Raw genomic sequence first — 26,310 nt, 5'->3', positions numbered from 1 at the left:
GCATGGCCGAGGGTGAGCCGAGCCCGGATCCTGCCGATCGCACGATCCTGCACGTCGACATGGACGCCTTCTTCGCGTCGGTCGAGCAGCTGGACGATCCGTCGCTGCGGGGCAAGCCGGTGCTGGTAGGCGGCGGCGGTCGGCGTGGCGTGGTCGCCGCGGCGAGCTACGAGGCCCGGGCCTTCGGCTGTCGATCGGCGATGCCCACGGCGATCGCGCGGCGCCTGTGCCCACAGGCCATCGTCGTCCGCGGCAACTACGCGCGGTACCGGGAGCTCAGCGACCGCGTCTTCGCGATCCTGCACGACCACACGCCGCTCGTGCAGCCGCTGAGCATCGACGAGGCCTTCCTGGACGTGACGGGCTCGCGGCGACTCCTCGGCGACGGCGTGCGGATCGCGCGGTCGATCCGTGCGCGCATCCGAGGTGAGCTGGGTCTGGCCGCATCCGTCGGCGTGGCGCCAACCATGCTCGTCGCCAAGATCGCAAGCGACCTGGACAAGCCCGATGGGCTCACGGTCATCCGACCGGGCGAGGTGCAGGCACGCCTCGACCCACTGCCGATCTCGAGACTCTGGGGCGTTGGGTCGGCCGGCGAAGCCCGGCTCGCGCGGCACGGCGTGCGGACCTTCGCAGACCTGCGGCGCCTGGATCTCGCGACGCTCGAGACTATGTTCGGATCGATGGGCGGCTCGCTGTGGCGGCGCTGCCGCGGCATCGACGACCGGCGGGTCTCGACCGACCGCGGCGTCAAGACCATCAGCCACGAGCAGACCTTCGGCGACGATCTCACGACGAGAGAGGCGTGCCACGCGGTGCTCGTTGATCTCAGCGAACGGGTCGCCTGGCGGCTCCGCCGCGCGGGCCGGTCCAGCCGGGTGGTCACGGTCAAGATCCGCACGCCCGACTTCGCGACGGTCACCCGGTCCCGCACGCTCACCGAGACCACGACGGCGACCTCCGACCTGCTCGCGATCAGCCGGGAACTGTTCGACGAGTGGCCGTTCTCGCCCGTGCGGCTCCTGGGCGTGGGCGTCGAGGCCCTGGCGTCGGATGCCGCCGCGCAGCCGGGCCTCTTCGACGGGCGCGAGCGGCAGCAGAGCGGGGCGGTGGACGCCGTCGCCGACGAGATCCGCGCGCGGTACGGCTCGGGAGCCGTGCGGCGGGGGTCGTCGCTCGGATAGCGGTGGCGTCCGTTGCGGGCTGATGCTCGGCGTGCTGCCGGAGTTCGGGACCTAGTGGCTCAACGAATCCTCGGCGAGCCGTGCTTCGCGCAGGCCGGCATCGAGCAACAGCAGCGAGAATGCGGCGATCGCCCAGCCGAAGCCGCCGATGGCGCCGGCGACGTCCCACAGGGCGCCGATCGAGCCGATCTCGAAGCCGGAGCGCGCCGGCAGCACCGACGTCACCAGCAGCAGCCCGAGCCCAATGCCGCACTGCACTCGGGAGAGCCGCGAACGCCCGGCGACGAGGAACAGGGCGGCCAGCAGCATCGCCGGCAGCAGGATGATCGCGTGCCGCTTGGCGGTCTGCGGCCCTAGCGCCAGGATGGCTGCGATGATGCTGCAGATCTCGAGCGCGACGATCCGAGAGGAGACTTGCTCGGGCAGGGCGCTCGGTCGCAGGAGCCTCCCGAGAAATCCAAGACCGTGGCGTCGGTAGAGCCACGCGGCGAGCGCGGCCCACACGCAGAGCAGCAGGGCGGCGCCCGCGTAGGCGTAGGCGTGCGGCTGCTCGAACCAATCGGCCAGCCGCGCGAAGCCGCTGAGGATCGACCTGCTGCGGCTCCACGCCAGCGTCGGCGGCTCGGGCATATCGATGTCCGGCGGGCTCAGGCCGACCACCTGCCCCAGCCCGGCCAGCGACGCCCCCAGGTACCGCAGGTTGGCCGACCAGCCCAGCACAAGGGCGGGCAGCAGCGCGATCACGATGAGCCCGGCGATCGACCGCCACAGCACGCCCCAGCGTTGCGTGGCAACAAAGTACGGCAGCAGCGCCAGCGGCAGGAACTTGATGCTCGCTGAGATCGCCAGCCCGATGGCTGCCAGTGTCGGGCGGTCCCGCCGCGCACCTCGGGCGAGGTACACGAGTGGCGCCGCGAAGCCCAGCAGCACGAGCGAATCGGTCTGGCCGAGCGCCAGGAAGGCCCGGATCGGGTCGGCGAAGACCACCGCCACGATCGCGGACGCGCCGGCAAGCGCCTGCGCACCGCCCGGCAGCGCCCATCGCCGCGCCATCTCCCGGACGCTCGCGTACCACAGCACGCCGAGCAGCCCCGCGATCAGCACCCACCAGACGAACGCCGCCGTGTCCAGCCCGAGCGGCACCAGCGGCGTCAATGCCGCGGCCAGGAACGGCGGGTACAGGTAGCCACCCTCGCGGAAGTTCGCGAAGCCGCCGAAGATGCTCCGCCCCTCGAGGGCCGCGTCGGCCGCGAAGTAGAAGTGGGGGAAGTCGCCCGCCCGCTTGACGCTCTCGCCGGCCTCGACCGCCGCGGCCATGCTGCCCGTGGGCACGGTGCCGACGATCCACGCGACCACAATGGCGCCGAGCACCACGAAGGGCAGTGGCCGAAGCAGGCGTGGGGCAATCCGCGGGGTCCTCACCCGCCGAGTGTAGATGGGCTGTACCCTGCCCTCCGCGGTCGGCCGCGAGGGAGGCCCAGGTGGCGGGCGAGGCGGATCCAACCCGGTGGCTCGACGAGCACGGCGATGCGCTGTACGCCTTTGCCCTCCGACGCCTGGGAGCCCCCGAGGACGCCGAGGACGCGGTTCAGGAATGCCTGCTGGCGGCGCTGTCGGCGGCCGGATTCGAGGGCCGCTCCCGCGAGCGGACGTGGCTCACCGGCATCCTCAAGCACAAGGTGCTCGATCGGCTGCGGCACCGATATCGGGACGCGCGGCACGCCCGCGCCCTGGCCGACATGCTGGCGGCGGAGACCGATGAATTCGAGAATGGGTTCTGGCGTGAGCACCAGGATCCGTGGCCCGGAGCCGGCAAAATGCCCGCGGAGCGGGCCGAGTTCCGCGCAATCCTGGCCCGAGAAATCGACCGGCTGCCCGATGCCATGCGGACGGCGCTGGTGCTCCGAGAACTCGATGGCCTCGGCACGCAAGAAATCTGCGAGGTTTTGTCGGTGACTCCGACTAACCTGTGGACGCTGGTGCATCGCGCCAAGGCGCGGCTCCGAACCCGCCTCGGCGAACATCTTCGCGATGCCGGGGATGCGCACCAGCCATGAGGACGCCGCCGTTGAGCCGCTTGGGTAGCCTCGCCAGGACGATCTGGTTCGTCGTCACGCTCCAGTGCGAGCAGGCGGACCGCATCCGCGCCAACCTGGGCGACCCCGCCGTGACCCGCGCCGACCGCTTCGCCGAGCGTGTGCACAGCACGCTGTGCTCGTCGTGCCGCAACGCCCGGAGGCAGGCCGAGCAGATCCAGGATGCCCTGTCGGACCTCGCGTCCGGCGGCTCCGCGGAGCCCACGGGCGAACCCATGCCGGCCGACGCCCGGGCCCGGATCGCCGCGCGGCTCCGGTCGGCGGATGCGGACGAGAGTAGCGGCGGCCTGCGGTAAATTTCGCACGCGGCGTGCAAGGCCGTTGTGCCATCCTCGACTCACGCGTCGAACGCACCGGAGGGGTGCGTCCCACCGGTTTGAGGAGGCACAGAAATGACCCGCACCACGTGTTCGCGCGTCGCCCTGATGGGCGTCGCGGCCGCTGTGGCCGCCCCCGCCATGGCCCAGGATGTTCAGGTCCTGATCGAGAACGTCCAGCCCAGCGGCGGCATGGCGTTTACCCCTTTCTGGCTCGGATTCCATGATGGCTCGTTCGACGTGTTCGAGTCGGGCACCATGGCCCGCGACCTGGCCGGCATCACCGAGATCGCCGAGCTGGGCGACACCAGCGTGCTCAGCGGCCGCTTCGCCTCCGAGCAGCCCGGCGGCTTCGATACGACGTTCCTGGATCCGAGCGGCCCACCGGTGTTCAGCCCGGGCGAGTCGGCATCGATGACCTACGACCTGGGCGACACCAGCGTGAATCGCTTCTTCAACTACGCATCGATGGTCGTGCCGACCAACGACCTGTTCGTCGGCAACGACAGCGCCATCGAGTTGTTCGATTCGTCCGGCTCGTTCCTCGGCCCGGTGACGATCGAGATCTTCGGCAGCAGCGTCTACGACAACGGCACCGAGGTCAACGACATCACCGATGGTCCCGCGTTTGTCGCCGGCATCGATGCAATGGGTGGCACCGACGAGTTCGAGAACGTGCAGTTCTTCTTCAGCCGACCGGGCGCCACGGACTACCTCGACAGCATCGTCGGCGTGACCACCGCGCCTGGTGACGTCATCACCGACGTCTTTACCGAGGGCGAACTGATCGGCCGGATCACCATCGTGCCCGCACCGGCGACCGCCGCCGTCTTTGGCCTGCTGAGCCTCGGCGCCATGGCCCGGCGCCGCCGCTGAGCCGCAACCCGCCTCCTGACATCTACCGTCGAGCTTCTATGGACCCGTCGGCCGGTGCTGGCGGGTCCTTCTCGTGTCCGTTCATGAGGCGCGCAGCAGTTCTCCTACGGCCTGGCGGAGCCGGGGCACGGCCAGTTCGAGGAACCAGGCGTTCTTCTTGAGCCAGATGTTGTTGCGCGGCGACGGATGGGGGAGGACCATCGCCTCGGGCAGCAGGTCGTCGTAGGCCGCGACGGCCTGGGTCAGCGTGGCGTACCGGTCCCCCAGGTACCGCGCATGGGCGTGCTTGCCCAGGTAGAGCGTCAGGCAGACGCCCCGGAATGCGCGGAGCAGGCGATCGTGCCAGAGCGGGGCGCACTCGGGCCTCGGGGGCAGATCGCCCGATGCGCCCGTGCCCGGATAGCAGAAGCCCATCGGCATGAGTGCCACGAAGGATGGGTCGTAGAACCGCTCGCTCGTGAGGCCCAGCCACTCGCGGAGCCGCTGCCCGCTGCGGTCGTCCCAGGGCGTGCCGCTCTCGTGGGCAGCGGCGCCGGGCGCCTGGCCAATGATCAGCAGCCTCGATCGCCCCGAACCCTGCAGAAGCGGCCTAGCGCCTAGCGGCAGATCGGGCTCGCAGAGCGTGCAACCGCGGGCCTCGCGAAGGGCTTGGGGCAATCGCATGACGAACTCCATGAGGGTGAGGCGCGGGCCGCGTGCTGCGTCCGCGCCCCCGATCCTTGTTCTTGGGAATCGTCTCGATCGAACGCTATGCGGCGATGGCAGCCAGATCGGAGCTGGCCGCCGGCTTGTGCAACGCCACGACCGTCAGCACCGCCGCGCCGTTCGCCCAGTAATACCAGGCATCGAGTCCCGAGAATGAGAGTGCAAACGGGGCCACGACGAACGCGACGCCGACCAGGGCATCGACCAGCAGGTGCACTCGATAGGGCAGCACCCGGACGACGCCCAGCTTGTGGTTCGTGAGCAGCGTCAAGACGAAGGCCGCCGCTCCGGTGGCGACGGAAAGCCAGAGCGCGAGCGGGCTGGATTCTCCGAGTCGCAGCACGAAGGGTGCGCCGACGAGCAGGATTGCGACGGGGTAGTCGAGGAACGCGTGGACGGTCTTGGTCACAAAGCGGGGGTCCATGGCATAGCTCCGGCAGCGAAAGCGATCGCTCGCGCTGCAATTGGTGAGCGGGGGCCGGGCTCGCGCGGCGACGTCGCTGCGCAGCACTCGGCTGGGGGCGAGAAAGAGGTTGCGGCGCGCGGTCGCGGGGGCAGGATGGGCCAGACGCCCGGCTGGCTAGAAGAGGGCCAGTCCCGTGCCGTTCAGCGCCGCCTGCATCGGATCGCGGCGGTCGCAGCGGGTCGAAGGTGGGTTGGAGGGGAACAACCGCATGCTCTTCCAACCTCGCGAGCCAGGGAGTATTCCCGGTGGGCCGCAAGATGCGGGAGTCTCGTGGTTTCCCAACGACTCGGGTCGTCCGAGCCCCAAGCTACCATGGATGCCCGGCCGGAGTGGCGGAATTGGCAGACGCGGCGGATTCAAAATCCGCTTCTGGAAACAGAGTGGGGGTTCGAGTCCCCCCTCCGGCATTCGGCACCGCCACCAGTGCTGCGTTCGAGCCCTCGTTCGCCTCGGACACGCCGATGACCAATGCGGATCGATTCCCGATTGATGCCGAACTGGCGCGCTCCCTGCTACGCGAGCAGCGCCCCACGCTCGCGGGCCACCCGATCGTGCCGCAGCCCGACGGGGGCACGACGCACGTGCTGTTCCGCCTGGGCTCGGACCTGGCGATCCGATTTCCCGGATCGCCCCGCGCCGTGCCGCAGTGCGCCAAAGAGCAGGCCTGGCTGCCGCGGATCGCGCCAGAGCTGTCCATCGCGGTGCCGACGCCGATCTTCGCGGGCCGTCCGAGCGCGCTGTTCGCGGCACCGTGGTCGGTCGTGCCGTGGATCGAGGGCGAGGCCGCCTGGTCCGCGATGCACGTACACCCCGATGCGCTCGCCGGCGATCTGGCAACATTCATCGCCGAACTATCGGCGGCGCCAACCGCGGGTGGCCCCGCACCGGGCAATCACAACTTCGGTCGCGGCATCGCCCTCGACGAACGCGACGAGGCGACACGGGCTGCGCTCCGGCAGATCGTCGATGACGCGCCCGTTCGGCGGCTCCTGGCGCTATGGGAGCGGGCGCTCGACGCCGAGCCGTCGGCCGAACCCAGGTGGATCCACGGCGATCTGCACGGCGGCAACCTAATCGTGCGCGACGGCCGGCTCGCCGGGGTGATCGATTTCGGGGGCCTTGCGGTTGGGGACCCCGCCTGCGACCTGGCGTGCGCGTGGTACGAACTCGGTCCGCGAGCGCGGCGGGCGTTCCGGTCGGTCATCGATCCCAGCGAGGCCAGCTGGACCCGTGCTCGAGGCTGGGCGGTCAGCGTGGCCGCCATCCAGCTGCCGTATTACCGAGATCGTCACGAGAAGATCGAACGGCTCGCCAGGCGAACGCTGGCCGCGGTGCTCCAGGACGACGACGGACCGTGAAGGGACTCTGTCCGGGGTCGTCGCCTCCCTGGGTAGCGCGGCGGTCCTACGACCACGGGAGTCGCCGCGCCGGAGGGGTGCACGCACCGACGCCCTGACGAGGCGAGCCAACCAACTCGCCGGATCGTGGCAGGACGGCGGGGCCGGGCGCATCGCGGTAATCCGGTGCACCCAGACGTTCGAGGAGGATTTGGACATGTGCTACGGGATCCCCGCCGTGGTTGCGGCGTTCGCCGCGGCTTCGGCCATCGCCCAGCCCGCCTTCGAACCGACCGAGCCGTCCGTGCTGCTCGGCGACGTCGCCGACGTCCGGGTCACCGGGCTCGATCCCGGCTCGCTGGCGACCATCGCGGCCGAGCGGTACAGCGGCCGATCGCAGTCGTGGTACCGATCTACAGCCGTGTTCCGGGCCGACGACGCAGGCCAGATCGATCCCATCAACGACGAGCCCGTGGCGGCCCCCTGGTCGGGGGTCGACGTCGCGGGCTTCTTCTGGACCATGCAGACCATCGACGGCGCGGCGTACTCCGAGGAGACCACACCGTGGCGGACCATCCAGCTGCATGTTGATGCCGACGGCGATGGCACGGTGGACGCCTCGACCCGGCTGCGGCTGGACGACGGCGCCGACGTCCTGGTCGAGACGTCGCTGGGCGAGGCCTTCCAGGGCGCCTTCGTGCTGCGCCCGCCGGGCGACGAGCCGCTGCCGGCGATCATCCTGCTGGGCGGATCCGAGGGGGGCGATCGGGCCTCCCGCGGCATGGCGCCGCTGCTGGCGTCCAGGGGCTACCTCGCGGTGGGGGTGCCGTACTACTCCCCCGCGTGGGGCACGCAGGAGCAGCAGTTCCCCGATCTGCCTCGGGGCTTCGCCGGCATCCCGGTGGACCGCCTCGCGGACGTGCTGGACGCGGTGCGGGCCCGCGAAGATGTCATCGAGGACGCCATCGGCGTCTGGGGCGTGTCGAAGGGCGCGGAGTTCGCGCTCGCTGCCGCCAGCCGGATCGACGGCTTCGCCGCGGTCGCCGCCATCGTGCCCAGTGACGTGATCTGGGAAGGATGGGGATCCAACATGCCCGGGCCCAGCAGCTTCTCGTGGGAGGGCACGCCCATGGACTACGTGCCCTACCTCGGCATGGGTGCGGAGTTCGCCAAGGGCCGGCGGGGCCAGGCGGTGCGGATCCGCCTGCCGCACGATGCCGGCCGGCTGGCTAACCCCGAACGCGTCGAGGCCGCCCGCATCCGCGTCGAGGACATCGACGAGCCGGTATTCGTCGTTGGCGGCGACGAGGACAACACCTGGGACTCGGGCGGCATGGCCCGCAACATCGCCGAACGCCGCGAGTCCGCGGGCCTTAACACCGTGCTCATCGTCGATGCCGAGGCCGGCCATGCGCTCTCGGGGCACGCCTACACGCCGCTGAGCGAGGCAGACGCGCGGGTGCGGAAGGAGGCGTTCCCGGCGTTGCTGGCGTTCTTTGCGGAGCACCTGAAGCGGCCGTAGCGTCTACCCGCCTTTTCCCGGATCGTCAAAGACGGTGGGCCGCGGCTCGAAGTACTCCAGCAAATCAACCTCGGGCTTCAACGCGTTGACTTCGTCTAGGCGTTCCTCGAGGGGTGTTGGCGTGGGATCGCTCGGATCGAATCGGGACCATGCGGGGTCGATCACAGAATCGTCACTCCCCTCGTAAAGGTAGATTGCGTCGCCGCGGCAGTACTTGCGGATGCGATAGGTCTCGGCGTCGATCCAGAGCTCGAAGTCGCCGAAATCGCCACTACGAACGACGTGGCATGGCCGGCCATTGACCTGCTCAAACCCCACGTACGTGGCGAAGTCCATCCGCCACTCGCCGATCGGGCCGAACGACGAAAGGCCGTCTTCGTCCGGGATCAGGGTTCCGGGATGAGGGTCGATGGCGTATCTCCACCAAGGTGCTCCATGAATGCCAACCGGGGCTCCGTTCGTGGTTGGTTTCACCGGAATCGTCCACTGCCTGCCACCGCCAGCCCTGCCAGGCATCCACACGATTCGGGCGCCATAGGCATCCTGCTCGCTGCGAACGCATGTGCCATCCTCGAACGCGGCGAAGAACAACGCAACGTCGAACGTCGGCTGGTTGTGGTACTCGGCATCGTGCGGTACGTATTCCGCGCCGTACACGATCCATGCATCGGACGCCACATACGCGTGCCGGGCGTACTCGGTTATGACCCACGGCATAAGACCACGGTCGATGTCATTCGGGAAGGTTGCACCCGATCCAGCGAGCAGATACGCCGCCTGCTTGCGGAATTGCCATTCATCGGTACGCTCCAAGAGCGATCGACTGGTGACGCGGAGCAACAACCGTTCGTGCAGCCAGAGTCCGTCCGGCCAGTGGCCACCCCGGTCGTCATCCCATCGGCCGTAGCGACGTTCCAGCACTTCGTGCCACATGTCGTTGCCAACAACATCGGAGGTGCTGTAGCCTTCCGTGAATTCGTCCATCCACGGCAGCATCGCGACCAGCACGAGGTCCGGTGCGATTCGCCACCAGCCATGGTCGCGGACGATGGGGTAGGCCCAGCTCGCGTACGAGCCCACGAGCAGCACGCACGCGAGCGCGGCCGACCACCAGTGGCGACGCGTCTTCCGGAGAGCACGGTCTCGCCTGGTCACGCGGCCGCACTCGGGACAGGCCGTGCCGCCCTCGGAGGCGGTGATGCCGACGAGTTCGTACCAGCACTTCGGGCAGCGGCGGCGTCCACGCGGGCGGTCCCACAACGTCGCCCACGCCAGCAGAACCGCGGCGGTTGCCAGCAGCGCCCACACGCCAACGGCGAACACGAGATCAGCCATCGCCGACTATCGCCTCGCCGTAGAGCTCGATCGGCCGCAGTCCCGCGGCCGCGCAGCGCTCGGCCATCACGCCCCGGTGCATGTGCGACGAGATCAGCACGTCACGCACTCCCATGGCGGCGGCGTCTCGCAGCGAGACGATCGGCCAGCCCCACAACGAGCGGCCGTGGCGGGCCTGGTCGTCGTCGATGACGCAGGCGATCTCCGCCGGCGCGTCGGCCAGGGCCGCGGCGATCGCCCGCGTGTGCCGCCCGCTTCCATAGACGCCCACCGGGCCGCGGAGTTCCCGCAGCGTGGCCGCGGCCCGCTCGACGGCGTCATGGGGCACGCCGCCCGAGCCCACCAGGTCCGCGGATGCCCCGAACACGACGCTGCGCTCGGGCGGCCACCAGCGGTGCGGCTGCGTGCAAACGGCCTCGAACAGGCGATCGCACGTGTCCGCGTGCACGTCGATGCCGAAGCGATCTCGCACCGTCTCATGGGCCCTCCGCCGCATCCGATGCAGCGCCCCGGGGTCGCCGGCCAGGAGCTCGATGGCATCGGCGAGCCGGCTCGCGATCGTCGCCTCGTCCTCGTCGCGTTCGGCTTCGACCAGCAAGCCGTTGTCGCCGTCGACGATCGCTTCTGCGGCGCCGGACGCAACGCGGGTCACCACCGGCGCCAGGCCGTGGCCCATCGCTTCGAGCATCGAGACGCTCAGCCCTTCGTACCGGGACGCGAGCACGAAGGCGTGCTGCGATTCGAGAAGCTCGGCGAGTTCTGCTCGGCCCTTGGCGGGCATCCGCGAGGCATTGGGCCGGTGGGAGAGGCGGTGATCAACTTCTTTGGCTGCCGGCCCATCACCCACGAGCGTCAGCACGTGCTCGATGCCGCGTCGATCCAGTTCCGCCGCCAGCTCGCACAGAACGCCCACGCGCTTCTGCTCGTGCTCGATGCGACCGGCGTAGACGAGCCGGAGGGGGCCGGTTGGCTCCGCGGGCATCGCGGGCGCGATCTCGACTCCATAGGGGATGCGATGTACGTCGCCCGCGCGCGCCGGCAGCCGCTTCCGCAGCGTGCCCTCGATGTGCGCGCTCACGCCCACGAGGCCCGCAAGCATGGGCTCGTAGAAGGCGAGCAGGGCGGCATCGAACGCGGTGTCGCTGTGCTGCCACCCCAGGACCCGGAGCCGATCACCGTGGCTTGCCGCCAGCGTCGCGGCGATGGCATAGCTACCCGCTTCGAGGTTGGGCAGCAGGATCGCGGGACGATCGGCGGACCCGCCCAGCGATTCCAGCACGTCCCGGTACGCCGCCACCAACGGGCCAAGGCGGGCGGCGGGCCCATCGAGGGGGCCGAGCCGAGTGAGTTCCAAATGGCGGACGGCTGGCCCGAGGTCGAGGTCGAGACGTCGCTGCGTGGGGGCCTCAGCGTGGGTGACCAGCGCCACCGGCCGCCCGCGTTCCGCCATGGCGTTGGCCAGCCGCACGGCCCACGATGCGACGCCGCTGGCCACAAGCCCCTGCGGCAGCGAGATCACGAGCGGCGATTTGTCCCGATTGGGGTCGATCCGGAGTCATCGGCCCGGACGCCGACGCGGGACCAGCCGCGCTTCAAGAACCGGGAACGGCCGGCCCGATGACCTCGGCATGCCCGCCCTGGCGATACGCGAGGATTTTGTCAACGCCCTTGGTGGCACGATCGATGTTTCGCGCATTGATCGCGTGATCGAGATCGATGCCGGGGGATCGGTGCCGTCCGATGCCCCGATCGATCGGGGCGAACTGCTGGCGATCCGGGACGCCGACCGGCCGCTGGCCGATGCCGCCAAGCACGGGCTGCACGCCTGGCTGCACTGTGCGGGCGGGGCGGGTGCGGCCTCGTGGTGGTTCGGGGCCCGCACGCCGGCGGGTGAAGCCGTCCGCACCGGCGACGCGCTGCCGCCCATCGTGAGCTTCTACACCGCCGGCACCCCCTACGAAGACGAGGCGGCGGACTTCCGGGAGTCCTGCAACGCCCTTGGGCTCGAGCATCACGTTGCATCGCTGCCGCCGCGGGGCACGTGGGAGGCCAACTGCGCGATGAAGGCCGAATTCGTCCGCTCGCGCTGGCGGGAGAGCAAGGCCGGCGTCGCCTGGGTCGACATCGACGCCCGGTTCGCGTGCAGGCCTCTTCTGTTCGGGGCCACGGAAGTCGACTTTGCGATCCACCGCTACGGCGGCTGGCAGTTCGCAAGCGGCACCGCCCTCTTCGGCGCGACGCCCGCGGCGGGCCAATTGCTGGACGCGTGGTGCGCGCAATGCGCCGAGCGGCCCGATCGCTGGGACCAGCTGAGCCTCGACGTCGCGTGGGAATCGCACGTGCGGCGCGCACCGCTGCGGACGCTGTGGCTGCCGGGCGCCTACACCAAGATCGTCGACGCCGCCAAAGAGGACGAGACGGCCGGTGATCCCGTGCTGGTGCACCACCAGGCGTCGCGGCGGCACAAGGCCTCGGTCTCGGGCGGCCGGCGGGGCCCGCCGCCGGAGCACTCTGCCGATCTCATCCGCGCTCGCCGGGCGGCGCGGCCCCGCACGGCGATGGAGCACTAGATGACCCACGCCGACGACCGCGTTGTCGATGTCTTCTGCGCGTCCATCGGACGCCCCGGCGCACTCAAGGCCATGATCGAGAGCGTGCGACGCTGCTCGCAGCCGGCCCGGGTGCTGGTGGCCGCGGGCGACGCAGCCACCATCGAGGCGTGCGAGGCGAACGCCGACATGTGCCAGTGCGTCTACTCCTCACGCGCCAACGCGCGTCCGGGCTGCACCGCGCCGCTCAACCTGGTGTTCCGCGAACTCGTGCGGGGCAACGCGATCTTCTGCACCGACGACGTCCGCTTTGCGCCCGACGCCATCTCCGTTGCCATGCGGACGCTGCACGAGCGCTTCCCGGATGGCGACGGCGTCGTCGGGCTCGCCCAATCGAATCTTCCGCAGGGCTACGACCTCGCCTTCCCGCTCATGGGGCGGGCATTCCTCGAGCGTTTCCACCCGGGTGACCTGTTCTACCCGGGCTACTACCACCAGTTCAACGACGCCGAGCTGGGCGAGACCGTCAAGGCGTGGGGCCGCTGGGTGTTCGAGCCGCGCGCGACACTCGAGCACGACCACCCGGCCGCGACCGGGCTGCCGCCCGACGAGACGTTCGTGCGGGCCCGCCTCAAGAAGGGCCACGACGACCAGCTGTGGGCCGAGCGGCGGGCGGCGGGGGTGCTGTGGGCGGGCGAGAAGTTTCCGGAGCTCTCCGGCGCGATGGCCTGAGCGGGCGGCTTGGCCCTCAGGCCATCGCGCGGATGGTCGCGGGGCTCTCGGCCTGGCCCGTCCGGGTGCTCAGCAGCGTGGCGGATACCAGCGGGCCCAGGGTCTCGGCGTCGAGTGGCGGCGTGGCGCGGCCCTGCAGGATGGGCGAGAGGAAGTCGGCGAGGGCGTCGACCTCGGCCAGGGCCGCGTCGCCGCGGTCGCGTCGCTCGGTGCCATCGACGAGCCGGCCGCTGGCATCGACCCAGCGGTGGCCGCCGTCGCCCAGGTCCAGCCGCCCCGCCGGCCCCAGGAGCGTGGCGCGGCGGGACCAGCCGCCGGCCTGGTCGCTGATGGCCACGACGGCGGCCTTGCCATCCGCAAAGCGATAGTGAGCCGTCACGTCGCCATGCAGGGCGTCGAGCGCGGGAGCCTGCCGCCCGGTCCTCGTCGGCCGCCCGACCGCGAGGTGCGCCGCGTCGACCCGCTCGGGCTCGCCCATGTACGCCACGAGCACGTCGAGGGCGTCGACCAGCTGGGCGCCCGCGGCCGGCGCCTCGCCGCCGCGATGGCCGGCGATCAACGCGCTGCGGACATCGCCGAAGGCCTCGAGCACCTCGGCCGCCTCTTGGGCGGCGGGGGCGCGCCGCAGCAGCGGGCCGAAGCGGATGGCCTCGGCGGGCACGCGGCCGTCGGCCGGGGTGTACCAGTCCTCCGCGCCGTCGGCGGTGGGCAGAGGAATGGGGGCGAGCGTCGCGATCGCGCGACCCTCCGCTGCGGCCCGGACGATCGCCCGCGGCAGACCCGACGATCGCGAGGCCTCTCCGTCCAGGCAGGCCAGCAGCACGCACCCGGCGCGGTCGTCGGCGAGCAGGTCGTGCAGGTCGGCGGCGTACGACGCGCCGAAGGCGTCCGCCACGCCGGGCCCCTGCGCCCGCACCGGTGCCCCTGCGGCGACGACCCGGACGCCCAGCGTGCGCGCCAGGGCGGCGATCAGTTCCACCTGCGAGGCGGCGGCCCAGATGCCGAGCGTCTGCTCCACGGCGGCTCCCACGGGGTCAGTCCCTATCATTATCACGCAGGCAGTGCGGCCGGGCGGCCGCGGGCGGTGGGATCGCGAGATCTCGTCGTCCGAGGAAAGTCCGAGCACGGCAGGGCAACGGTGGTGGGTAACGCCCACCCGTCGGAGCGTGCGCCCAGATCCTGGGCACGGGTCGCGAGCCGGCGAGGGAAAGTGCCACAGAAAGCAAACCGCCGATGGCATGGGCCGATCCGGCCCGCGCACAGGCAAGGGTGAAAGGGTGCGGTAAGAGCGCACCGCCCGGTCGGCGACGGCCGGGGCACGGCAAACCCCACCGCGTGCAAGGTCAAGCAGCCGCCCCGGCGGGCAACCGCCGGCGCCCGGCCCGGGCGTTTGGGCGGCGGGTAGACCGCTGGGATGCGCCCCCCGTGGGTTGGTCCCGACCGCGTCGGCAACGGCGCGGCGAGAGAAATGGCCGTCGCCCGCGCCGGAGGGCCATTCGCGCCGGTGCGGGGCACAGAACTCGGCTTACAGGCCGCACGCGACCCGATGGCGGGCCCGGAGGGATAGCCCTTCGGGCCCGTCGCCTTTCTTTGGGGGTGGGGGGCTCCGCGCGCTCAGCCGCCCAGCGGAGCCGAGCCGCGGACGTCGTCCTCGAGTAGCAGATATAGCAGGTTGTTGGTGAAGTTCGGCGACTTGGTCAGCCCCAGGTGGTTGGCCTCCAGGAAGCGCACGCTGGTGAAGTAGATCGGGCTGCGGAGGCGGGGGATGTAGGGGGCGCCGACGCGTTCGTCCATCAACGCGCTGGCCCGCGTCACCGTGTCGTCGCCCGGGCCCATCTCGGCGATGGCCAGCCGGCCCGCTTCGTCCACGGTGACGAGGGTCGGCGTGTCGGCGGCGTCGCCCGCAAAGAGGTGGATGACCAGCCCCGGCGGCGGGGCGGCGGGGATGTCCAGAGCGGCGTGCAACTGCTCGGCGCGCGCGAGGCACTTCTCCAGGTGGTCCCGGGCGACGGCGGCGCGCTCCTCCTCGGGCACGTCCTCGAGCAGCCAGGCCAGCGCTCGATCCGGCTCGTCGCTGGCCAAGCCCCAGCCGAAGCGGTCCCAGGTCTCGATGTCGAGGACATCGATCGGCCGGCCGGTCGCGGCATGCACGACACGGTTGTGGCGTGCGCGGGGCAGCAGCTGGTAGATCGCCGGCATGGTGCCCAGCACCGACGGACGGTAGTTGGGCGCGATGGGGTGCAGGTCCCAGCCGTTAACCAGCTGCTTGAGGCTCAGCACCGATCCCGCGTTCGGCGTGCCGACGAGGATCGCCCGTTCGACGTGTTCGGCGCCCTCCCAGGTCAGCGCGGGCAGCGAGCCGTCCTCGGGCAGCGGGTTGGGGCCGTACCGCAGGTAGTAGCGGAGCACGAGGCCTCCCATGGAGTGGGCCACGACGTCGACCTTGACTGGAGCGTCGTCGGGCAGCCCGTAGCCCGCCCGGTGGGCGGCTTTGGATGCCTGGATCAGCTCGTGGAACTCGACGACCTGCTCGGAGACGTCCCGCCGCCAGTCATAGGGAAATTGGAAGCAGGTGTAGTGCGCGCCGCCGTAGTTGATCGCGCCCGATCGGCCGAGCGACTGGTCGCGATACTGCCCCGCCGCCAGCGTCATGAGGATGTCGACGTAGGCGCTCAGCTTGAGGCCCCGCAGCAGCCCGACGTCCAGCGTGAGCTGGTCGAGCACGTCGGTGGCCTCGACGTCGTCGGTCAGCTGCGAGAGCGGCACGCCGCGCCGCATGGGCACGGCGACCAGGCGGGCGCCGTCGGGCTTGTCCGCGTCGGCCGCGCCGTACACGAAGGCGCCCCAGACCGACCGGCCGTCGAAGGCCTCGAGCTTCGAGCCCAGCACGCCCGGGATGACGACCACCGGATTGCGTTCGGGACCGATATTCTGGCCGGCCTGCTCGTATAGCGCGGCGAGGTCGGTCTGGAATGATGTGCCGCCGCAGCCCGCGAGCGCGGCGGTCCATGCGAGGCAGAGCATCAGCAGCGTGCGTGCGGTCGACATGGCGGACCCTCCCGGTGCGCTACGGTGCTTCATCGGCCGGCGGATCGCCGGCGCTGCACCGCTGGCGGCGGTGTGAGCAGCGTACGCGGCCGCCGCACAATTCGTGCCGTTCCGCATCGATCCTCCGCCGCAATGGACGGATCCGGCGCGGATGGCGGGACGTGCGATCGCGGGAAACCCGACGGCCTATCGTCCCACCAATGGGGAGGTCTGGAGGGACCCGTGCCATCGACGACCCACTCTGTCGACACCAAGTCCGCCCCGAAGCGATCGCTGCAGTTCGCCTCGCTCGATGAGGTCTCCGCCGACCTCGACGGGCTGGAGGCGGCAATGCATGCGGGCGGCCTGGAGCACACCGGCAACTGGACGCCGGGCCAGATCTTCGACCACCTCGCGCGGTTCTTCATCGGTGCGCTCGACGGATTCGACCGCTCCGCTCCCGCACCCGTGCGGTTCATCGCGCGGATGCTGCTCAAGGACCGGGCCACGGCCAGCGACGAGCCATTCCCGGCGGGCTTCAAGCTGCCCAAGTCGGCCAGCGCTTTGTTCCCGCAGCCCGGCATCTCGGACGCCGATGGCCTCGAGAAGCTGCGGCTACAGATCGCCCGCGTGGAGGGTGGCGAGCGGATGGAACATCCCAGCCCGCTCATCGGCAAGCTGGAGCACGAGGAGTGGCTCATCATGCAGCTCAAGCACTGCGCGCTGCATCTGGGCTTCGTGCGGCCGGCCGCCCATCACGACTCCGCAGCCAACGACGACCTCGCCACCGAGCCGCAGGCGGGGGCATGAGCGGCGCGGCGGATTACCACGCCCTGCGACCCTCGGAGGTCGGGGCCGCGGCGGCGATCCTGTCCCGGGCGTTCGGCGGGGGCGATGCCAGCGCGTCAGAGCGGTGGATCCGCAACGAGACCGGGCTCGAGCACGTGCGGGTGCTGTGCGAGGACGGGGCGCCGCTGGCGACGGCGGTCTGCGTGCCGATGGACGCCTGGATGGGCGGCCGCACGGTGTCGCATGTCGGTATCGCGGGCGTCGCTGTTGCGCCCGAGGCGCGGGGCCGGGGGCTGGCCCGCCGGATCATGACGCACGTGCTCAAGGAACTGCAGGCGGAGGGCGTCGCGATCAGCGCGCTGTACTCGGCCATGCACCGGCTGTACCGCGGCGTTGGCTACCAGGACGCCGGTGAGCTCTGGGACGTCCGCGTGCCGGCCGGCATGATCGAGGCGACCGACCGCGGCGGCGACTGGCGACCGATGCGCGACGGCGACCTGCCCGCCATCGCGGCGTGCGCCCGGGCCCGCGGCCGGCTCGTCAACGGCGCGATGGAGCGCGGTCCGTATTGCTGGCGGCGCGTGTTCACGCCGCGGCAGGGCGACAGCGAGGTCTTCGTCGCCGAGGACGGGGACGGCGGCATCGAGGCCTACGCGGCCTATCGCGTCGAGCGGCGGGGCGATCTGGGGCCGCAGACCGGCACGAGCGCCGGCATGCTCATGGTGTGCACCGACGTCGGGTATGCGTCTGCCCGGGGACTGCAGCGGCTGCTGGGCTTTCTGCGGGGCTTCGCATCGGTGGTGGGGGAGATCGAGCTGCACGACTTCCCCGGCTCGCCGTTCATCATGGCCCTCCTCGATCGCCGGTATTGGATCGAGCTGCGGGACATGTGGATGCTCCGCCTGGTCGACGTGCCGGGGGCCCTCGCCGAGCGGGGCTACCCCGCGGGGCTCGACGCCACGATTCGTTTTCGGGTGTCGGACGATCTGCTTCCCCAGAACGACGGCGGCATCGCACTGCGCATCCGAGACGGGGTCGGCGAGGTGACCAAGGACGGTACAAGCGACGCCATCGACATCGGCGTGCGGGAATTCGCACCGCTGTACACGGGCATGCTGACCGCCAGCCAGCTCGCCCACGCGGGCCATCTGCGGGGATCCGAATCGCAGATCGCGCTCGCTGACGCGGCCTTCGGCGGAGGCCGGGCCGTCGGCTTCGACTTCTTCTAGCCGGTCGCGCTCGACTCGACCGCGACGCTCGCACCGATGTCACGCCGAACCTGCATGCCATCGAAGTGGATGCGATCGATCGCCGCGTACGCGCGGTCGCGGGCCTCGGCCAGCGAACCGCCGAGGGCCGTGACGCCCAGCACGCGGCCGCCGGCGGTGATGAGCCGGCCGTCGCGATCCAGCTTCGTCCCCGCGTGGTAGACGTGCACGCCGTCCATCGCTGCGGCGTCGTCCACGCCGGTGATCGGCCGTCCGACGACCGGCTTCTCCGGGTAGCCCGGGCTGGCGAGCACGACGCAGACCGCCGCGCCCGGATGCCAGCCGAGATCGAGGTCCTCGACCCCGCCCATCGCCGTCGCGTGGAGCATCTCTAGCGGGTCGCTCGCGAGCCTGGGCAGCAGCACCTGGCACTCCGGATCACCAAAGCGGACATTGAACTCGAGCACCTTGGGGCCGGCGGGGGTGAGCATCAGCCCGGCGTATAGCACGCCGCGGTACTCGATCTCCCGCCGCTTCAGCGAATCGATGACCGGCAGCAGGACCTCGGCCTGCACCCGATCGAGCAGCGCCTCGTCGACCAGCGGGCTGGGGCAGAAGGCGCCCATGCCGCCGGTATTGGGCCCTTCGTCGCCATCGCGGAGCCGCTTGTGGTCCTGGCACGCATCGAGGATGTAGACGCCCCGGCCGTCGGTGAGGGCGAAGATCGAGACCTCCGGACCCTCGAGCCGCTCCTCGATGACGACGCGTCGGCCGGCGTCGCCGAAAGCGTTCCCGTCGAGCATGCCGCGGATGGTGTTGGCGGCTTCCTGGTGGGAAGCGGGCACGACGACGCCCTTGCCCGCTGCCAGGCCCGAGGCCTTGATCACCGGGGGCTGCTGCCGCGAGAGCGAATATTTCACGGCCGCCTCGCTGTCGGTGAAGCTGCGGGACTCCGCGGTGGGCACCGAGGCCGAGCGCATCAGGTCCTTGGCCCAAGCCTTGTCGGCCTCCAGCAGGGCGGCGGACTTGTCGGGGCCGAACACCGCGACCGAATCGGAGCGCAGCGCGTCGGCCAGACCGTCCGCGAGCGGGGCCTCTGGCCCGATGACGACCAGCCCGATGTCGTGGTCGCGGCAGAAGTACTGCGCGCGGTAGGCCTGCGACGCCTCGATCGGCGTGTCCGCGGGCGTGGCAACCGCGGCGATGCCCGGATTCTGCGGGTGCGATGCGTAGAGCGTGCCCAGCCGGGGCGAACGGGCGATGGCGGCCGCCAGCGCGTGCTCCCGGCCGCCGCCGCCCACGAGCAGCACGTTGACGTTGGAGGGGGTGTTGCTCACGGGAGATGCTAGCGGGCGTCGCCACGCCGACGGGGGCTCTCGCGTTGATCGAGCGGCGGATGTCGGGTAGAATCGCGACCTGATTGCGGGGTGGAGCAGTCTGGTAGCTCGTCGGGCTCATAACCCGAAGGTCGCAGGTTCAAATCCTGCCCCCGCTATTCCCAAGCCGGTTGCGAAAGCAGCCGGCTTTGTGGTTTTTGGGCCGGGCCGGTGAGAGACACCCGCGCGTGTCGGCCTCTTCGGGCCCCGTTCCCGCGTCCGTGGGGCCGGTGGGCCAACGGTCCCTAACCGTGACGCGGTCTCTGGTCTGGACGCCGGGATAACCGGCTCGGCCGCTCGGCGGGCGCGACTTCGCCCGAATCGCCCCGGAGTCTCTGCCGCCCGCCGAGAGACACCCGCCGCGGTGAAGTCTCTGTTCGACCGGGTGAGCGGGTTTGACGGGGGTGATCAACTGCAAGGGCTGCTCGCGACATTGATCCAATAGATGCGCTGCGGTGAAGCGGGCGCGCACCGCTGTTACGCGGCGTCATAGGTCACCCGTGGCGAGGTCGCGATGCACGCGGGTCGCCGTGGAGCGACTCATGCCACGAGCGAGCGACGACAGCCGGCGCAACCCCGAAGCGATGACATCCGAAGAGCGGCAGGACGAGATCTCGCGCATCCTCGCGCGTGGTCTCGTGCGTGCGGTTCGCATCGAGCGGGACGCCGCATCGCGGGCGTTGCGTGAAGTTGAAGAAGGTGCCGCGACATGCCTTGAACTTCCGAGCGATCCGAGCCCCACTGTGGCGACGCTATCCAAATCCCGACCGGCGGGTGAAGGAGATGCGTGATGGAGACACCAGCCACAGGAGGCCGCATGAAGCATGCGACGGCAAGACGGATCGAGGACGAGATCGACTCGCTCAAAGACATGTCCACCAACGAGCTCGTGGAGCGGTTTGTCGAGCTGCACGGCTACCAGACGCGGACGCGCCACCGGACGTACCTGATCCGCAAGATCGCCTGGCGGCTTCAGGCCAACGAGGAGGGTCACCTCAGCGAGCGGGCGAGGAAGCGGGCCGCGGAGCTCGCGGACGACGCTGAGGTTCGGGTAATGGCCCCAAAGACGCTTGTCACGCCGCCACAGACAGGGCGGTCCGCCACGGTGACGCGGGGACTCGACCCGGAGGCGGAGCGTGACCCGCGTGTCCCGCCGCCCGGCTCAGCGATCGTCCGCGAATACCAGGGCCGGACCATCCGGGTGCTGGTGCTCCCCTACGGCGAGGGCTTCGAGTGCGACGGCGAACGGTTCAAGACGCTCAGCGGGGTGGCCAAACACATCACCGGGAGCCACATCAACGGCTTCCGGTTCTTCCGGCTCGGCCAGGACAGGAGCACGCGATGAAGGTACGCAAACGCGATCGGCCAAAGGAGGCCGCCGCCCCGGGCAGCCGCATGCGGTGTGCGGTGTACACCCGCAAGTCCAGCGACGAGGGGCTCGATCAGGAGTTCAACTCGCTCGACGCCCAGCGCGAGAGCGCTGAGGCTTTCATCTCCAGCCAGAAGACCGAGGGGTGGGTCTGCCTGCCAGACCGGTACGACGATGGTGGCTTCTCCGGTGGCAGCATCGAGCGGCCGGCGCTCGGGCATCTGCTCCGCGATATAGAGGCGGGAAAGATCGACTGCGTCGTGGTCTACAAAGTTGACCGGCTCAGCCGCTCGCTGATGGACTTCGCCAAGATCATGGAGGCGTTCGACCGCAAGGGCGTGTCGTTCGTCTCGGTGACCCAGCAGTTCAACACGACGAGCTCGATGGGCCGTCTGACGCTGAACATCTTGCTCTCGTTCGCCCAGTTCGAGCGGGAGATCATCGGCGAACGGATCCGGGACAAGATCGCGGCCCAGAAGCGCAAGGGCAAGTGGGCGGGCGGTGTGCCGGTGCTGGGCTACGACGTGGATCGCTCCGGCCCGAGCCCACGGCTCGTGGTGAACGCCCGCGAGGCGGTGCGGGTTCGCGCCCTGTTCGATCTGTACCTGGATAAGCAGTCGCTGCTGCCAGTCGTCCGCGAGCTGCGGCACCGCGAGTGGACCAACAAAAAGCGGGTCACGAAGAAGACAGGCAAGGTCATCGGCGGGAAGCCGTTCAATAAGGCCACGCTGCACAATCACCTCGTGAACCCCGTGTACATCGGCAAAATCACCCATAAGGGCGAGATCTACGACGGCGTGCACGAGGCCATCGTCGACCCGGAGGTCTTCGAGCGGGTGCAGAAGCTGCTGCGCTACAACGGCCGGACCGGGGGCTTCGAGGTCCGCAACAAGTACGGTGCCCTGCTGCGTGGTCTGATTACTTGCAAGGCGTGCGGGTATGCAATGACGCACACATTCACGAAGGACAAGAAGGGCGGGCCGCGGTTCTACCGCTACTACCGTTGTACGCACGCCATCAAGAACGGGGCAGACGAGTGCCCGTCGCGGACGCTGCCGGCAGCGGAGATCGAGCGGGTGGTGGTCGACGAGATCCGCGGGTTGGGCTCCGATCGAGCCTTGCTCAAGCAGGTGCTGGCCGACGCCCACGCCACGATCGCCGAGGAGCGCGAGGGTCTAGTCACGGAGCGTGCCGATCTGAAGCGGACGCTGGACCGTTGCCACCGCGAACTTCAGACGCTCGCGGCCGGAGGGCTCGCGGATACAGATGTCTCCCAGCGGATCGCAGAACTGCATGAGCAGATCACCGCCGGGGACAAGCGGCTGCCCGAGGTCGAGAAGCGGATCGGCGAACTGGACGCAGAGACGATCACCCAAGCGCAGGCCGAGGCGGCATTCAGGGGCTTCGACCCCGTATGGGAGAACCTGATCCCGCGTGAGCAGGCCCGGCTGATCCGGCTGCTGGTCTCGGCGGTGGAATACGACGCCGTCAAGTCGAGCGTGAGCGTGACCTTTCGGCCGACAAGCATCCGGGCATTTCTCGACCGCATCAACAAGGAGGCGGCATGACCACCGTCACCCGGCCCATCCACTTCCGCGTCCGCCAAACCCGGCGGCGGATCGTCACCGAGCCCGCTCCGCTCCCTCCGCCGGGGCGGGTGCCCCGAGTCGCCCGCCTGATGGCCCTGGCGATCAAGTTCGATCGGATGCTTCAGGACGGGGTGGTGGGCAGCCAGACCGACTTGGCGGCCTTGGCCCGAGTGACCCAGCCGCGGATGACGCAGATCATGAACCTGCTTCATCTGGCCCCGGATATCCAAGAGGAGATTCTGTTCCTGCCACCTGTGACGGAGGGGCGGGATCCGGTGACGGAACGGGATCTGCGGGAGATCGTGACGCTATGCGTTTGGACGTCACAGCGGGAAGCATGGCGTGGCCACCAAAGTCCAAGAATCTGTCACGCAAAGGCTTAAACACTGATTCCCGGTCAACCCAGGGACAGAATGTTGTCATTGCGGTCGAAGAGGAATAGTCATCGACGGCGAATAACGGCTTCCGCTCTGAGCGGGATGTCATCTTCAGCTCACCCAGTCCTGCTGCGAGTCTGGTCATCGGGAGCAGTGCGAATGGCTGGATCGAGTGACGGAATGCTAGAGGCCAGACCCTGGAAGATGTCCGAAGACGGTGTCCGACTTCTGCGCCAACGGGGACCGTGCGTGATGCCCGTAGTTCCGATAAGGACACTTCGTGTAAGCGAGCGTTTCGCATAGGCATTGATTCTCTGTGGTGATCCCGATCCTGGCTATAGCTCTGACTCATGAGCTGCACTTTAAGTGCCGATGCAGTCCGGTATTCGGACGGCAACATGGGCGGCCGTTTCGGACATCGGCATAGGGCCTCTCCACCTCGACGTGTCCGAGATAGCTTGGCGGCCCTCTAGCGGAGAACCCTCCCTATGGGCCACCATCAGGTCGAAAGCCTACCGGTTACGCCATCGCATAGACGCGTTGTCGCCATGCTGGGCGATGGTGCTGGCATGACGGGTTTGCCCGGCGTGGGCCAAGCTGCGCTCGCGCAGGTGGCTGACGCGATGCTCACCGCTGCGATTGCGGGATTCGAGCGTGCTGCGAACGATGAAGGCCTGATTCATACGTTCTACTTGCTGACACAGGTCACGCAGGCAGCTCGGGATGAAGACCGCTTCAACGAGCGCCTGGCTGAGCTTGGGGTCACGGGCAGCGCATGGGAGTTCAGTCCATCCCAAGGCGATGGTACCGCTATTGCCAACACCATCTACGACTTGGTCGGGAACTTCACGTACGCCATCGATGACCATCTGGCCATGACACGAACTCGCTCGGACCTTAGCGAGATCGCTCAGCGGGCCGCCGCTCAAAGCCTAACGGTGCTGGGTCAGGAGTATGCGAATACCCTCTTCGGTACAGGGCCGGACGCTGTTCAAGATGCATTGCGTCGGCTGTCCACGCAGTCAGGATTCGCTCGCCTGACCCAAGACTTTTTCGGTCGTGTGGCAAGCGGATTTCTCATCTATCACTTGAGCAAGGAGCTCTCGAACCACGTCGGGCCGGGCCGCAGGTTCGCCGACGTGTCCGAGCACAATGCATTCCTATCGGCGATGGAAGCGCATTGTCGAACCGCGTCGTCTGTGCTCAAAGAGTTCTCGGGAACTTGGTACTCCAAGCACAACTTTCAAGACGGCATCACACCTCGGAAGAGTGCTGGCTTTGTCCGTCATGCTTTGGAGAAGGTGGGCGATGCGCTGACGCATCTCGGAGGAGCGGATGCCTCCTGATCCGCCCAAGCCGCATCTGTTCTTGTGCAACGGCGCAGGCCTCTCTAGCCGCCGGAAGCTGTGGCGTGAGCTAAAGGCTACAGAACTCATCACAGATGGTCCTGCAAGCAATGTCGTTATCAAGATTTCAGAGATCTCCAAGTCGCTGACGGCCAATGTGCCGAAGCGAGCAGCCGATCTTATCGAGATCGCAGCGGCGGTGTATGTCGCTGACCAACTGTCCAGGCGAACCGGACGAAAGGCCCAGGACTACGGCGATTTGTGGTACCGAGATATTCGGATGGAGATCGCTGTCCGTGACCCAGACTTCTGGAATCAGGAAGACGTTGCTGGCCTGCTGTCCCGCATGTTGAACTTCATCTCCGGTGACAACTTCGAGTTCGCCTTCTGTGAACTGGACGAACCCCCCGCGGTAGAGAACTACTTGGAATTCGGCTCCGGTGACCCGAATCCAGAAGGCATCGAGAAGGTCCTCCTCTTCTCAGGCGGAATCGATTCCCTGGGCGGAGCCGTGCAAGAGCTTTCTGCCGGGCGGCGCATTGCAATGGTGAGCCACAAGCCCGCGGGACATGTGGCTGGGCTGCAGAAGAGTCTCGTGAAGGAGCTTGTCAAACGAGCCTCCGTGTCCGGCAATGCCCCGCTGCCAGTATCTGTCTGGTGCAACAAGAAGGGGTTGGTGGAGAAGGATCACACTCAGCGGACACGATCCTTCCTCTATGTCACGCTTGGGGCGGTTGTGGCGAGGATCTTCGGCCTGGATGCTGTCGACTTCTTCGAGAATGGAGTCGTGAGCATCAACCTCCCCCTGGCTGAGCATGAGCTCGGTGCACGGGCAACCCGGACGACACATCCCCAGACCTTGGCATGGTACAGCCAACTCCTGTCAGCGGTGTTCGAGCAGAAGTTCCAGGTTCGGAACGAATTTCTGACGAAAACGAAGCAGGACGTGGTAGAGATCATCAAGCACGAAGGGCAGGGAGAGCTGATCGCTTCCAGCGTAAGTTGTATGCATACTCGGGAAACGACCAAGGCGAGCCCGCACTGCGGCGTGTGTTCACAATGCGTGTCGCGACGCTTCGCAACGCTCGGCGTAGACGGCGGCGCGTTGGAGCCATCTAGACTCTACCGACACGATGTACTGACAGAGCCCCGCAAACGAACCGAAGATCGAACCATAGCTGAGAGATTTCTTGGCTTTGCTCGCGAGATCGCAGCACTAGAAGACTCTGCCGACTTCGCTCAACGGTATGCTGCCGAATTGGCCCGAGTCACCCGATTCATGCCTTTTGCACCCTCCGTGGTCATCGATAGCGTGTTCGACCTGCATCGGCGGCATGCCGAGCAGGTCAACGCGGTGATCATCGAGGCTATGCAGGCGTCAGCCGAAGACCAGTATCTCGGAAAGATCGCCGACGGATCCATGCTTGCGTTTGGCTTCGGCACGAGCGGCGGTGATCACAAAGCTGCGCTACCCAAGGCGGCGCAGCCATCAGAAGCTGATGGCGGATCACGCCCATCCCATCCACTGAGCAAGAACCAGATGCTGCTCCTCACGGTTCTCTCAGAGGCCAAATCGCTTATGAGCCAGGCTGACATGGTTGAGGCTACGGATGCCAAGGGCCACCGCCTCACGCGCAAGACCATCGGCGGCGAGCTCAAAGAACTTCGGGACCTGGACTTTGTGTGCTATCCCAAGGGCATGCGCTCGGGGGCTGCCATTACCCCAGGCGGCCGTTCCCATCTGGCGGAAGCGACGGCACACTAATTACCCACTAGTGACGCCTTGATGACGCGCTGAAGACGCCGTAACTACCCACTAGAAAACCAGATAAGCGGCACCATTCCTCCGACACCTAACGGCCAGGAGTCGGAAGCCGCATGACCCACACCAACCAACAGAGAGAGTCTGTCTTGCCCCGCTCTCGGGGGCCTCCGCGATGGTCGCGGCTACCGCAAGGTGCATGACCATCATCGTTGTCTAAGTCCATCATCAACTTCGCAACTGGCCGCGAAGCAGTGCCGTTCGGGTGTCGTCGTCTACGACGATTCCGCGAACCGCCGCTAAACGGTCGGGCGCGATCCGTGCGCACTGATGGCGACACCCCAGGCG

The 26,310-nt window shown here is 68.6% G+C and carries 24 protein-coding genes, 2 tRNA genes and 1 other RNA gene; 19 read left to right on the top strand and 8 right to left on the bottom strand.

The genetic code is table 11. The annotated features are described in order from the left end of the window. Window positions 1-2 precede the first annotated feature (2 nt). Window positions 3-1,184 carry a DNA polymerase IV gene (locus tag AAFX79_03435; GenBank protein MEO1007593.1) on the top strand — a complete coding sequence of 394 codons (1,182 nt, stop codon included), beginning with the start codon at window positions 3-5 and terminating at the stop codon, window positions 1,182-1,184. A gap of 51 nt (window positions 1,185-1,235) precedes the next feature. On the opposite strand, the gene AAFX79_03430 is transcribed toward AAFX79_03435, so the two are convergent. After that, on the bottom strand, window positions 1,236-2,606 hold the full coding sequence (locus AAFX79_03430) for a glycosyltransferase family 87 protein (GenBank protein MEO1007592.1): 1,371 nt from the start codon (window positions 2,604-2,606) through the stop codon (window positions 1,236-1,238). A 59-nt stretch (window positions 2,607-2,665) separates the two neighbouring features. Between AAFX79_03430 and AAFX79_03425 the strand changes: the two genes are divergently transcribed. The 3 genes from AAFX79_03425 to AAFX79_03415 all read left to right on the top strand — a co-directional run bounded on the left by AAFX79_03425 (window position 2,666) and on the right by AAFX79_03415 (window position 4,473). After that, a complete protein-coding gene (locus AAFX79_03425) occupies window positions 2,666-3,241 on the top strand; it encodes a sigma-70 family RNA polymerase sigma factor (protein MEO1007591.1) in 576 nt (191 codons plus the stop codon). Between the two features lie 11 nt (window positions 3,242-3,252). Beyond that, entirely contained in the window at window positions 3,253-3,576 is a 324-nt protein-coding gene (locus AAFX79_03420; protein MEO1007590.1) for a hypothetical protein, read from the top strand. Between the two features lie 96 nt (window positions 3,577-3,672). Then, on the top strand, window positions 3,673-4,473 hold the full coding sequence (locus tag AAFX79_03415) for a spondin domain-containing protein (GenBank protein MEO1007589.1): 801 nt from the start codon (window positions 3,673-3,675) through the stop codon (window positions 4,471-4,473). Window positions 4,474-4,554: 81 nt separating this feature from the next. On the opposite strand, the gene AAFX79_03410 is transcribed toward AAFX79_03415, so the two are convergent. Both AAFX79_03410 and AAFX79_03405 read right to left on the bottom strand, forming a co-directional pair. After that, window positions 4,555-5,136 carry a uracil-DNA glycosylase family protein gene (locus AAFX79_03410; protein MEO1007588.1) on the bottom strand — a complete coding sequence of 194 codons (582 nt, stop codon included), beginning with the start codon at window positions 5,134-5,136 and terminating at the stop codon, window positions 4,555-4,557. 85 nt (window positions 5,137-5,221) lie between these two features. Continuing rightward, window positions 5,222-5,602 (bottom strand): hypothetical protein, encoded by a 381-nt coding sequence (locus tag AAFX79_03405; protein ID MEO1007587.1) that lies wholly within the window; start codon window positions 5,600-5,602, stop codon window positions 5,222-5,224. A gap of 365 nt (window positions 5,603-5,967) precedes the next feature. Here AAFX79_03405 and AAFX79_03400 point away from each other — a divergent pair. From AAFX79_03400 to AAFX79_03390, 3 genes are all read left to right on the top strand, one after another. Then, window positions 5,968-6,051: transfer RNA gene (locus AAFX79_03400), tRNA-Leu, on the top strand. A gap of 54 nt (window positions 6,052-6,105) precedes the next feature. Continuing rightward, window positions 6,106-7,002 (top strand): aminoglycoside phosphotransferase family protein, encoded by an 897-nt coding sequence (locus AAFX79_03395; GenBank protein ID MEO1007586.1) that lies wholly within the window; start codon window positions 6,106-6,108, stop codon window positions 7,000-7,002. Window positions 7,003-7,198: 196 nt separating this feature from the next. Further along, the gene (locus AAFX79_03390) at window positions 7,199-8,503 is read left to right on the top strand and encodes an acyl-CoA thioesterase/bile acid-CoA:amino acid N-acyltransferase family protein (protein MEO1007585.1); all 1,305 of its coding nucleotides are present in this window, start codon (window positions 7,199-7,201) and stop codon (window positions 8,501-8,503) included. Window positions 8,504-8,506: 3 nt separating this feature from the next. Here the strand turns inward: AAFX79_03390 and AAFX79_03385 are convergent, their stop codons facing one another. Continuing rightward, window positions 8,507-9,838 (bottom strand): hypothetical protein, encoded by a 1,332-nt coding sequence (locus tag AAFX79_03385; GenBank protein MEO1007584.1) that lies wholly within the window; start codon window positions 9,836-9,838, stop codon window positions 8,507-8,509. Next, window positions 9,831-11,357 carry a glycosyltransferase family 4 protein gene (locus AAFX79_03380; protein ID MEO1007583.1) on the bottom strand — a complete coding sequence of 509 codons (1,527 nt, stop codon included), beginning with the start codon at window positions 11,355-11,357 and terminating at the stop codon, window positions 9,831-9,833. The genes AAFX79_03385 and AAFX79_03380 overlap by 8 nt, the downstream gene beginning before the upstream one ends. A 109-nt stretch (window positions 11,358-11,466) precedes the next feature. Between AAFX79_03380 and AAFX79_03375 the strand changes: the two genes are divergently transcribed. Together AAFX79_03375 and AAFX79_03370 are read left to right on the top strand one after the other, a co-directional pair. Further along, window positions 11,467-12,408, top strand: a complete 942-nt coding sequence (locus tag AAFX79_03375) for a hypothetical protein (protein MEO1007582.1) — start codon at window positions 11,467-11,469, stop codon at window positions 12,406-12,408. Continuing rightward, window positions 12,409-13,119 carry a hypothetical protein gene (locus tag AAFX79_03370; protein MEO1007581.1) on the top strand — a complete coding sequence of 237 codons (711 nt, stop codon included), beginning with the start codon at window positions 12,409-12,411 and terminating at the stop codon, window positions 13,117-13,119. A 16-nt stretch (window positions 13,120-13,135) separates the two neighbouring features. Here the strand turns inward: AAFX79_03370 and AAFX79_03365 are convergent, their stop codons facing one another. Continuing rightward, window positions 13,136-14,137 carry a hypothetical protein gene (locus tag AAFX79_03365; GenBank protein ID MEO1007580.1) on the bottom strand — a complete coding sequence of 334 codons (1,002 nt, stop codon included), beginning with the start codon at window positions 14,135-14,137 and terminating at the stop codon, window positions 13,136-13,138. Between the two features lie 41 nt (window positions 14,138-14,178). On the opposite strand from AAFX79_03365, the gene rnpB reads away from it, so the two are divergent. Further along, window positions 14,179-14,663: RNase P RNA component class A (gene rnpB, locus AAFX79_03360), an RNA gene on the top strand. Window positions 14,664-14,733: 70 nt separating this feature from the next. Here rnpB and AAFX79_03355 read toward each other — a convergent pair. Then, window positions 14,734-16,167 (bottom strand): hypothetical protein, encoded by a 1,434-nt coding sequence (locus tag AAFX79_03355; GenBank protein ID MEO1007579.1) that lies wholly within the window; start codon window positions 16,165-16,167, stop codon window positions 14,734-14,736. Between the two features lie 222 nt (window positions 16,168-16,389). Here AAFX79_03355 and AAFX79_03350 point away from each other — a divergent pair, with 222 nt between their 5' ends. Continuing rightward, the gene (locus AAFX79_03350; GenBank protein ID MEO1007578.1) at window positions 16,390-16,956 is read left to right on the top strand and encodes a DUF1569 domain-containing protein; all 567 of its coding nucleotides are present in this window, start codon (window positions 16,390-16,392) and stop codon (window positions 16,954-16,956) included. After that, window positions 16,953-18,164 (top strand): GNAT family N-acetyltransferase, encoded by a 1,212-nt coding sequence (locus AAFX79_03345; GenBank protein ID MEO1007577.1) that lies wholly within the window; start codon window positions 16,953-16,955, stop codon window positions 18,162-18,164. The genes AAFX79_03350 and AAFX79_03345 overlap by 4 nt, the downstream gene beginning before the upstream one ends. Here the strand turns inward: AAFX79_03345 and purD are convergent. Next, entirely contained in the window at window positions 18,161-19,480 is a 1,320-nt protein-coding gene (purD, locus tag AAFX79_03340) for a phosphoribosylamine--glycine ligase (GenBank protein MEO1007576.1), read from the bottom strand. The genes AAFX79_03345 and purD overlap by 4 nt on opposite strands. Window positions 19,481-19,564: 84 nt before the next feature. Here purD and AAFX79_03335 point away from each other — a divergent pair. From AAFX79_03335 to AAFX79_03305, 7 genes are all read left to right on the top strand, one after another. Beyond that, window positions 19,565-19,638: transfer RNA gene (locus AAFX79_03335), tRNA-Met, on the top strand. A gap of 423 nt (window positions 19,639-20,061) precedes the next feature. Continuing rightward, a complete protein-coding gene (locus AAFX79_03330) occupies window positions 20,062-20,310 on the top strand; it encodes a hypothetical protein (GenBank protein MEO1007575.1) in 249 nt (82 codons plus the stop codon). Between the two features lie 26 nt (window positions 20,311-20,336). Beyond that, window positions 20,337-20,864: a DUF2924 domain-containing protein gene (locus AAFX79_03325; GenBank protein MEO1007574.1), complete on the top strand. Its 528-nt coding sequence runs from the start codon at window positions 20,337-20,339 to the stop codon at window positions 20,862-20,864. Further along, a complete protein-coding gene (locus tag AAFX79_03320) occupies window positions 20,861-22,456 on the top strand; it encodes a recombinase family protein (protein MEO1007573.1) in 1,596 nt (531 codons plus the stop codon). The genes AAFX79_03325 and AAFX79_03320 overlap by 4 nt, the downstream gene beginning before the upstream one ends. Beyond that, entirely contained in the window at window positions 22,453-22,860 is a 408-nt protein-coding gene (locus AAFX79_03315) for a hypothetical protein (GenBank protein MEO1007572.1), read from the top strand. Before AAFX79_03320 ends, AAFX79_03315 begins: the two co-directional genes overlap by 4 nt. Window positions 22,861-23,423: 563 nt before the next feature. Then, window positions 23,424-24,200 carry a hypothetical protein gene (locus AAFX79_03310; protein MEO1007571.1) on the top strand — a complete coding sequence of 259 codons (777 nt, stop codon included), beginning with the start codon at window positions 23,424-23,426 and terminating at the stop codon, window positions 24,198-24,200. Continuing rightward, window positions 24,190-25,965, top strand: a complete 1,776-nt coding sequence (locus AAFX79_03305) for a hypothetical protein (protein MEO1007570.1) — start codon at window positions 24,190-24,192, stop codon at window positions 25,963-25,965. Before AAFX79_03310 ends, AAFX79_03305 begins: the two co-directional genes overlap by 11 nt. The last annotated feature ends 345 nt before the right edge of the window (window positions 25,966-26,310 follow it).

It is taken from the genome of Planctomycetota bacterium, from assembly GCA_039819165.1.
GTDB lineage: Bacteria > Planctomycetota > Phycisphaerae > Phycisphaerales > UBA1924 > JAHCJI01.
The sequence above is the reverse complement of the archived record's forward strand: the minus strand, read 5'-3'. Positions and strand labels throughout refer to the sequence as shown.

Excerpts from the sequence above, each read along its gene's own strand:
- AAFX79_03345 (MEO1007577.1), top strand. The coding sequence starts at position 16,953 with ATGAGCGGCGCGGCGGATTACCACGCCCTGCGACCCTCGGAGGTCGGG.
- AAFX79_03305 (MEO1007570.1), top strand. The coding sequence starts at position 24,190 with ATGCCTCCTGATCCGCCCAAGCCGCATCTGTTCTTGTGCAACGGCGCA.
- AAFX79_03320 (MEO1007573.1), top strand. The coding sequence starts at position 20,861 with ATGAAGGTACGCAAACGCGATCGGCCAAAGGAGGCCGCCGCCCCGGGC.
- AAFX79_03315 (MEO1007572.1), top strand. The coding sequence starts at position 22,453 with ATGACCACCGTCACCCGGCCCATCCACTTCCGCGTCCGCCAAACCCGG.
- AAFX79_03390 (MEO1007585.1), top strand. The coding sequence starts at position 7,199 with ATGTGCTACGGGATCCCCGCCGTGGTTGCGGCGTTCGCCGCGGCTTCG.
- AAFX79_03435 (MEO1007593.1), top strand. The coding sequence starts at position 3 with ATGGCCGAGGGTGAGCCGAGCCCGGATCCTGCCGATCGCACGATCCTG.
- AAFX79_03375 (MEO1007582.1), top strand. The coding sequence starts at position 11,467 with ATGCCCGCCCTGGCGATACGCGAGGATTTTGTCAACGCCCTTGGTGGC.
- AAFX79_03330 (MEO1007575.1), top strand. The coding sequence starts at position 20,062 with ATGCCACGAGCGAGCGACGACAGCCGGCGCAACCCCGAAGCGATGACA.
- AAFX79_03310 (MEO1007571.1), top strand. The coding sequence starts at position 23,424 with ATGACGGGTTTGCCCGGCGTGGGCCAAGCTGCGCTCGCGCAGGTGGCT.
- AAFX79_03415 (MEO1007589.1), top strand. The coding sequence starts at position 3,673 with ATGACCCGCACCACGTGTTCGCGCGTCGCCCTGATGGGCGTCGCGGCC.
- AAFX79_03410 (MEO1007588.1), bottom strand. The coding sequence starts at position 5,136 with ATGCGATTGCCCCAAGCCCTTCGCGAGGCCCGCGGTTGCACGCTCTGC.
- AAFX79_03325 (MEO1007574.1), top strand. The coding sequence starts at position 20,337 with ATGAAGCATGCGACGGCAAGACGGATCGAGGACGAGATCGACTCGCTC.
- AAFX79_03370 (MEO1007581.1), top strand. The coding sequence starts at position 12,409 with ATGACCCACGCCGACGACCGCGTTGTCGATGTCTTCTGCGCGTCCATC.
- AAFX79_03385 (MEO1007584.1), bottom strand. The coding sequence starts at position 9,838 with ATGGCTGATCTCGTGTTCGCCGTTGGCGTGTGGGCGCTGCTGGCAACC.
- AAFX79_03395 (MEO1007586.1), top strand. The coding sequence starts at position 6,106 with ATGACCAATGCGGATCGATTCCCGATTGATGCCGAACTGGCGCGCTCC.
- AAFX79_03405 (MEO1007587.1), bottom strand. The coding sequence starts at position 5,602 with ATGGACCCCCGCTTTGTGACCAAGACCGTCCACGCGTTCCTCGACTAC.
- AAFX79_03355 (MEO1007579.1), bottom strand. The coding sequence starts at position 16,167 with ATGTCGACCGCACGCACGCTGCTGATGCTCTGCCTCGCATGGACCGCC.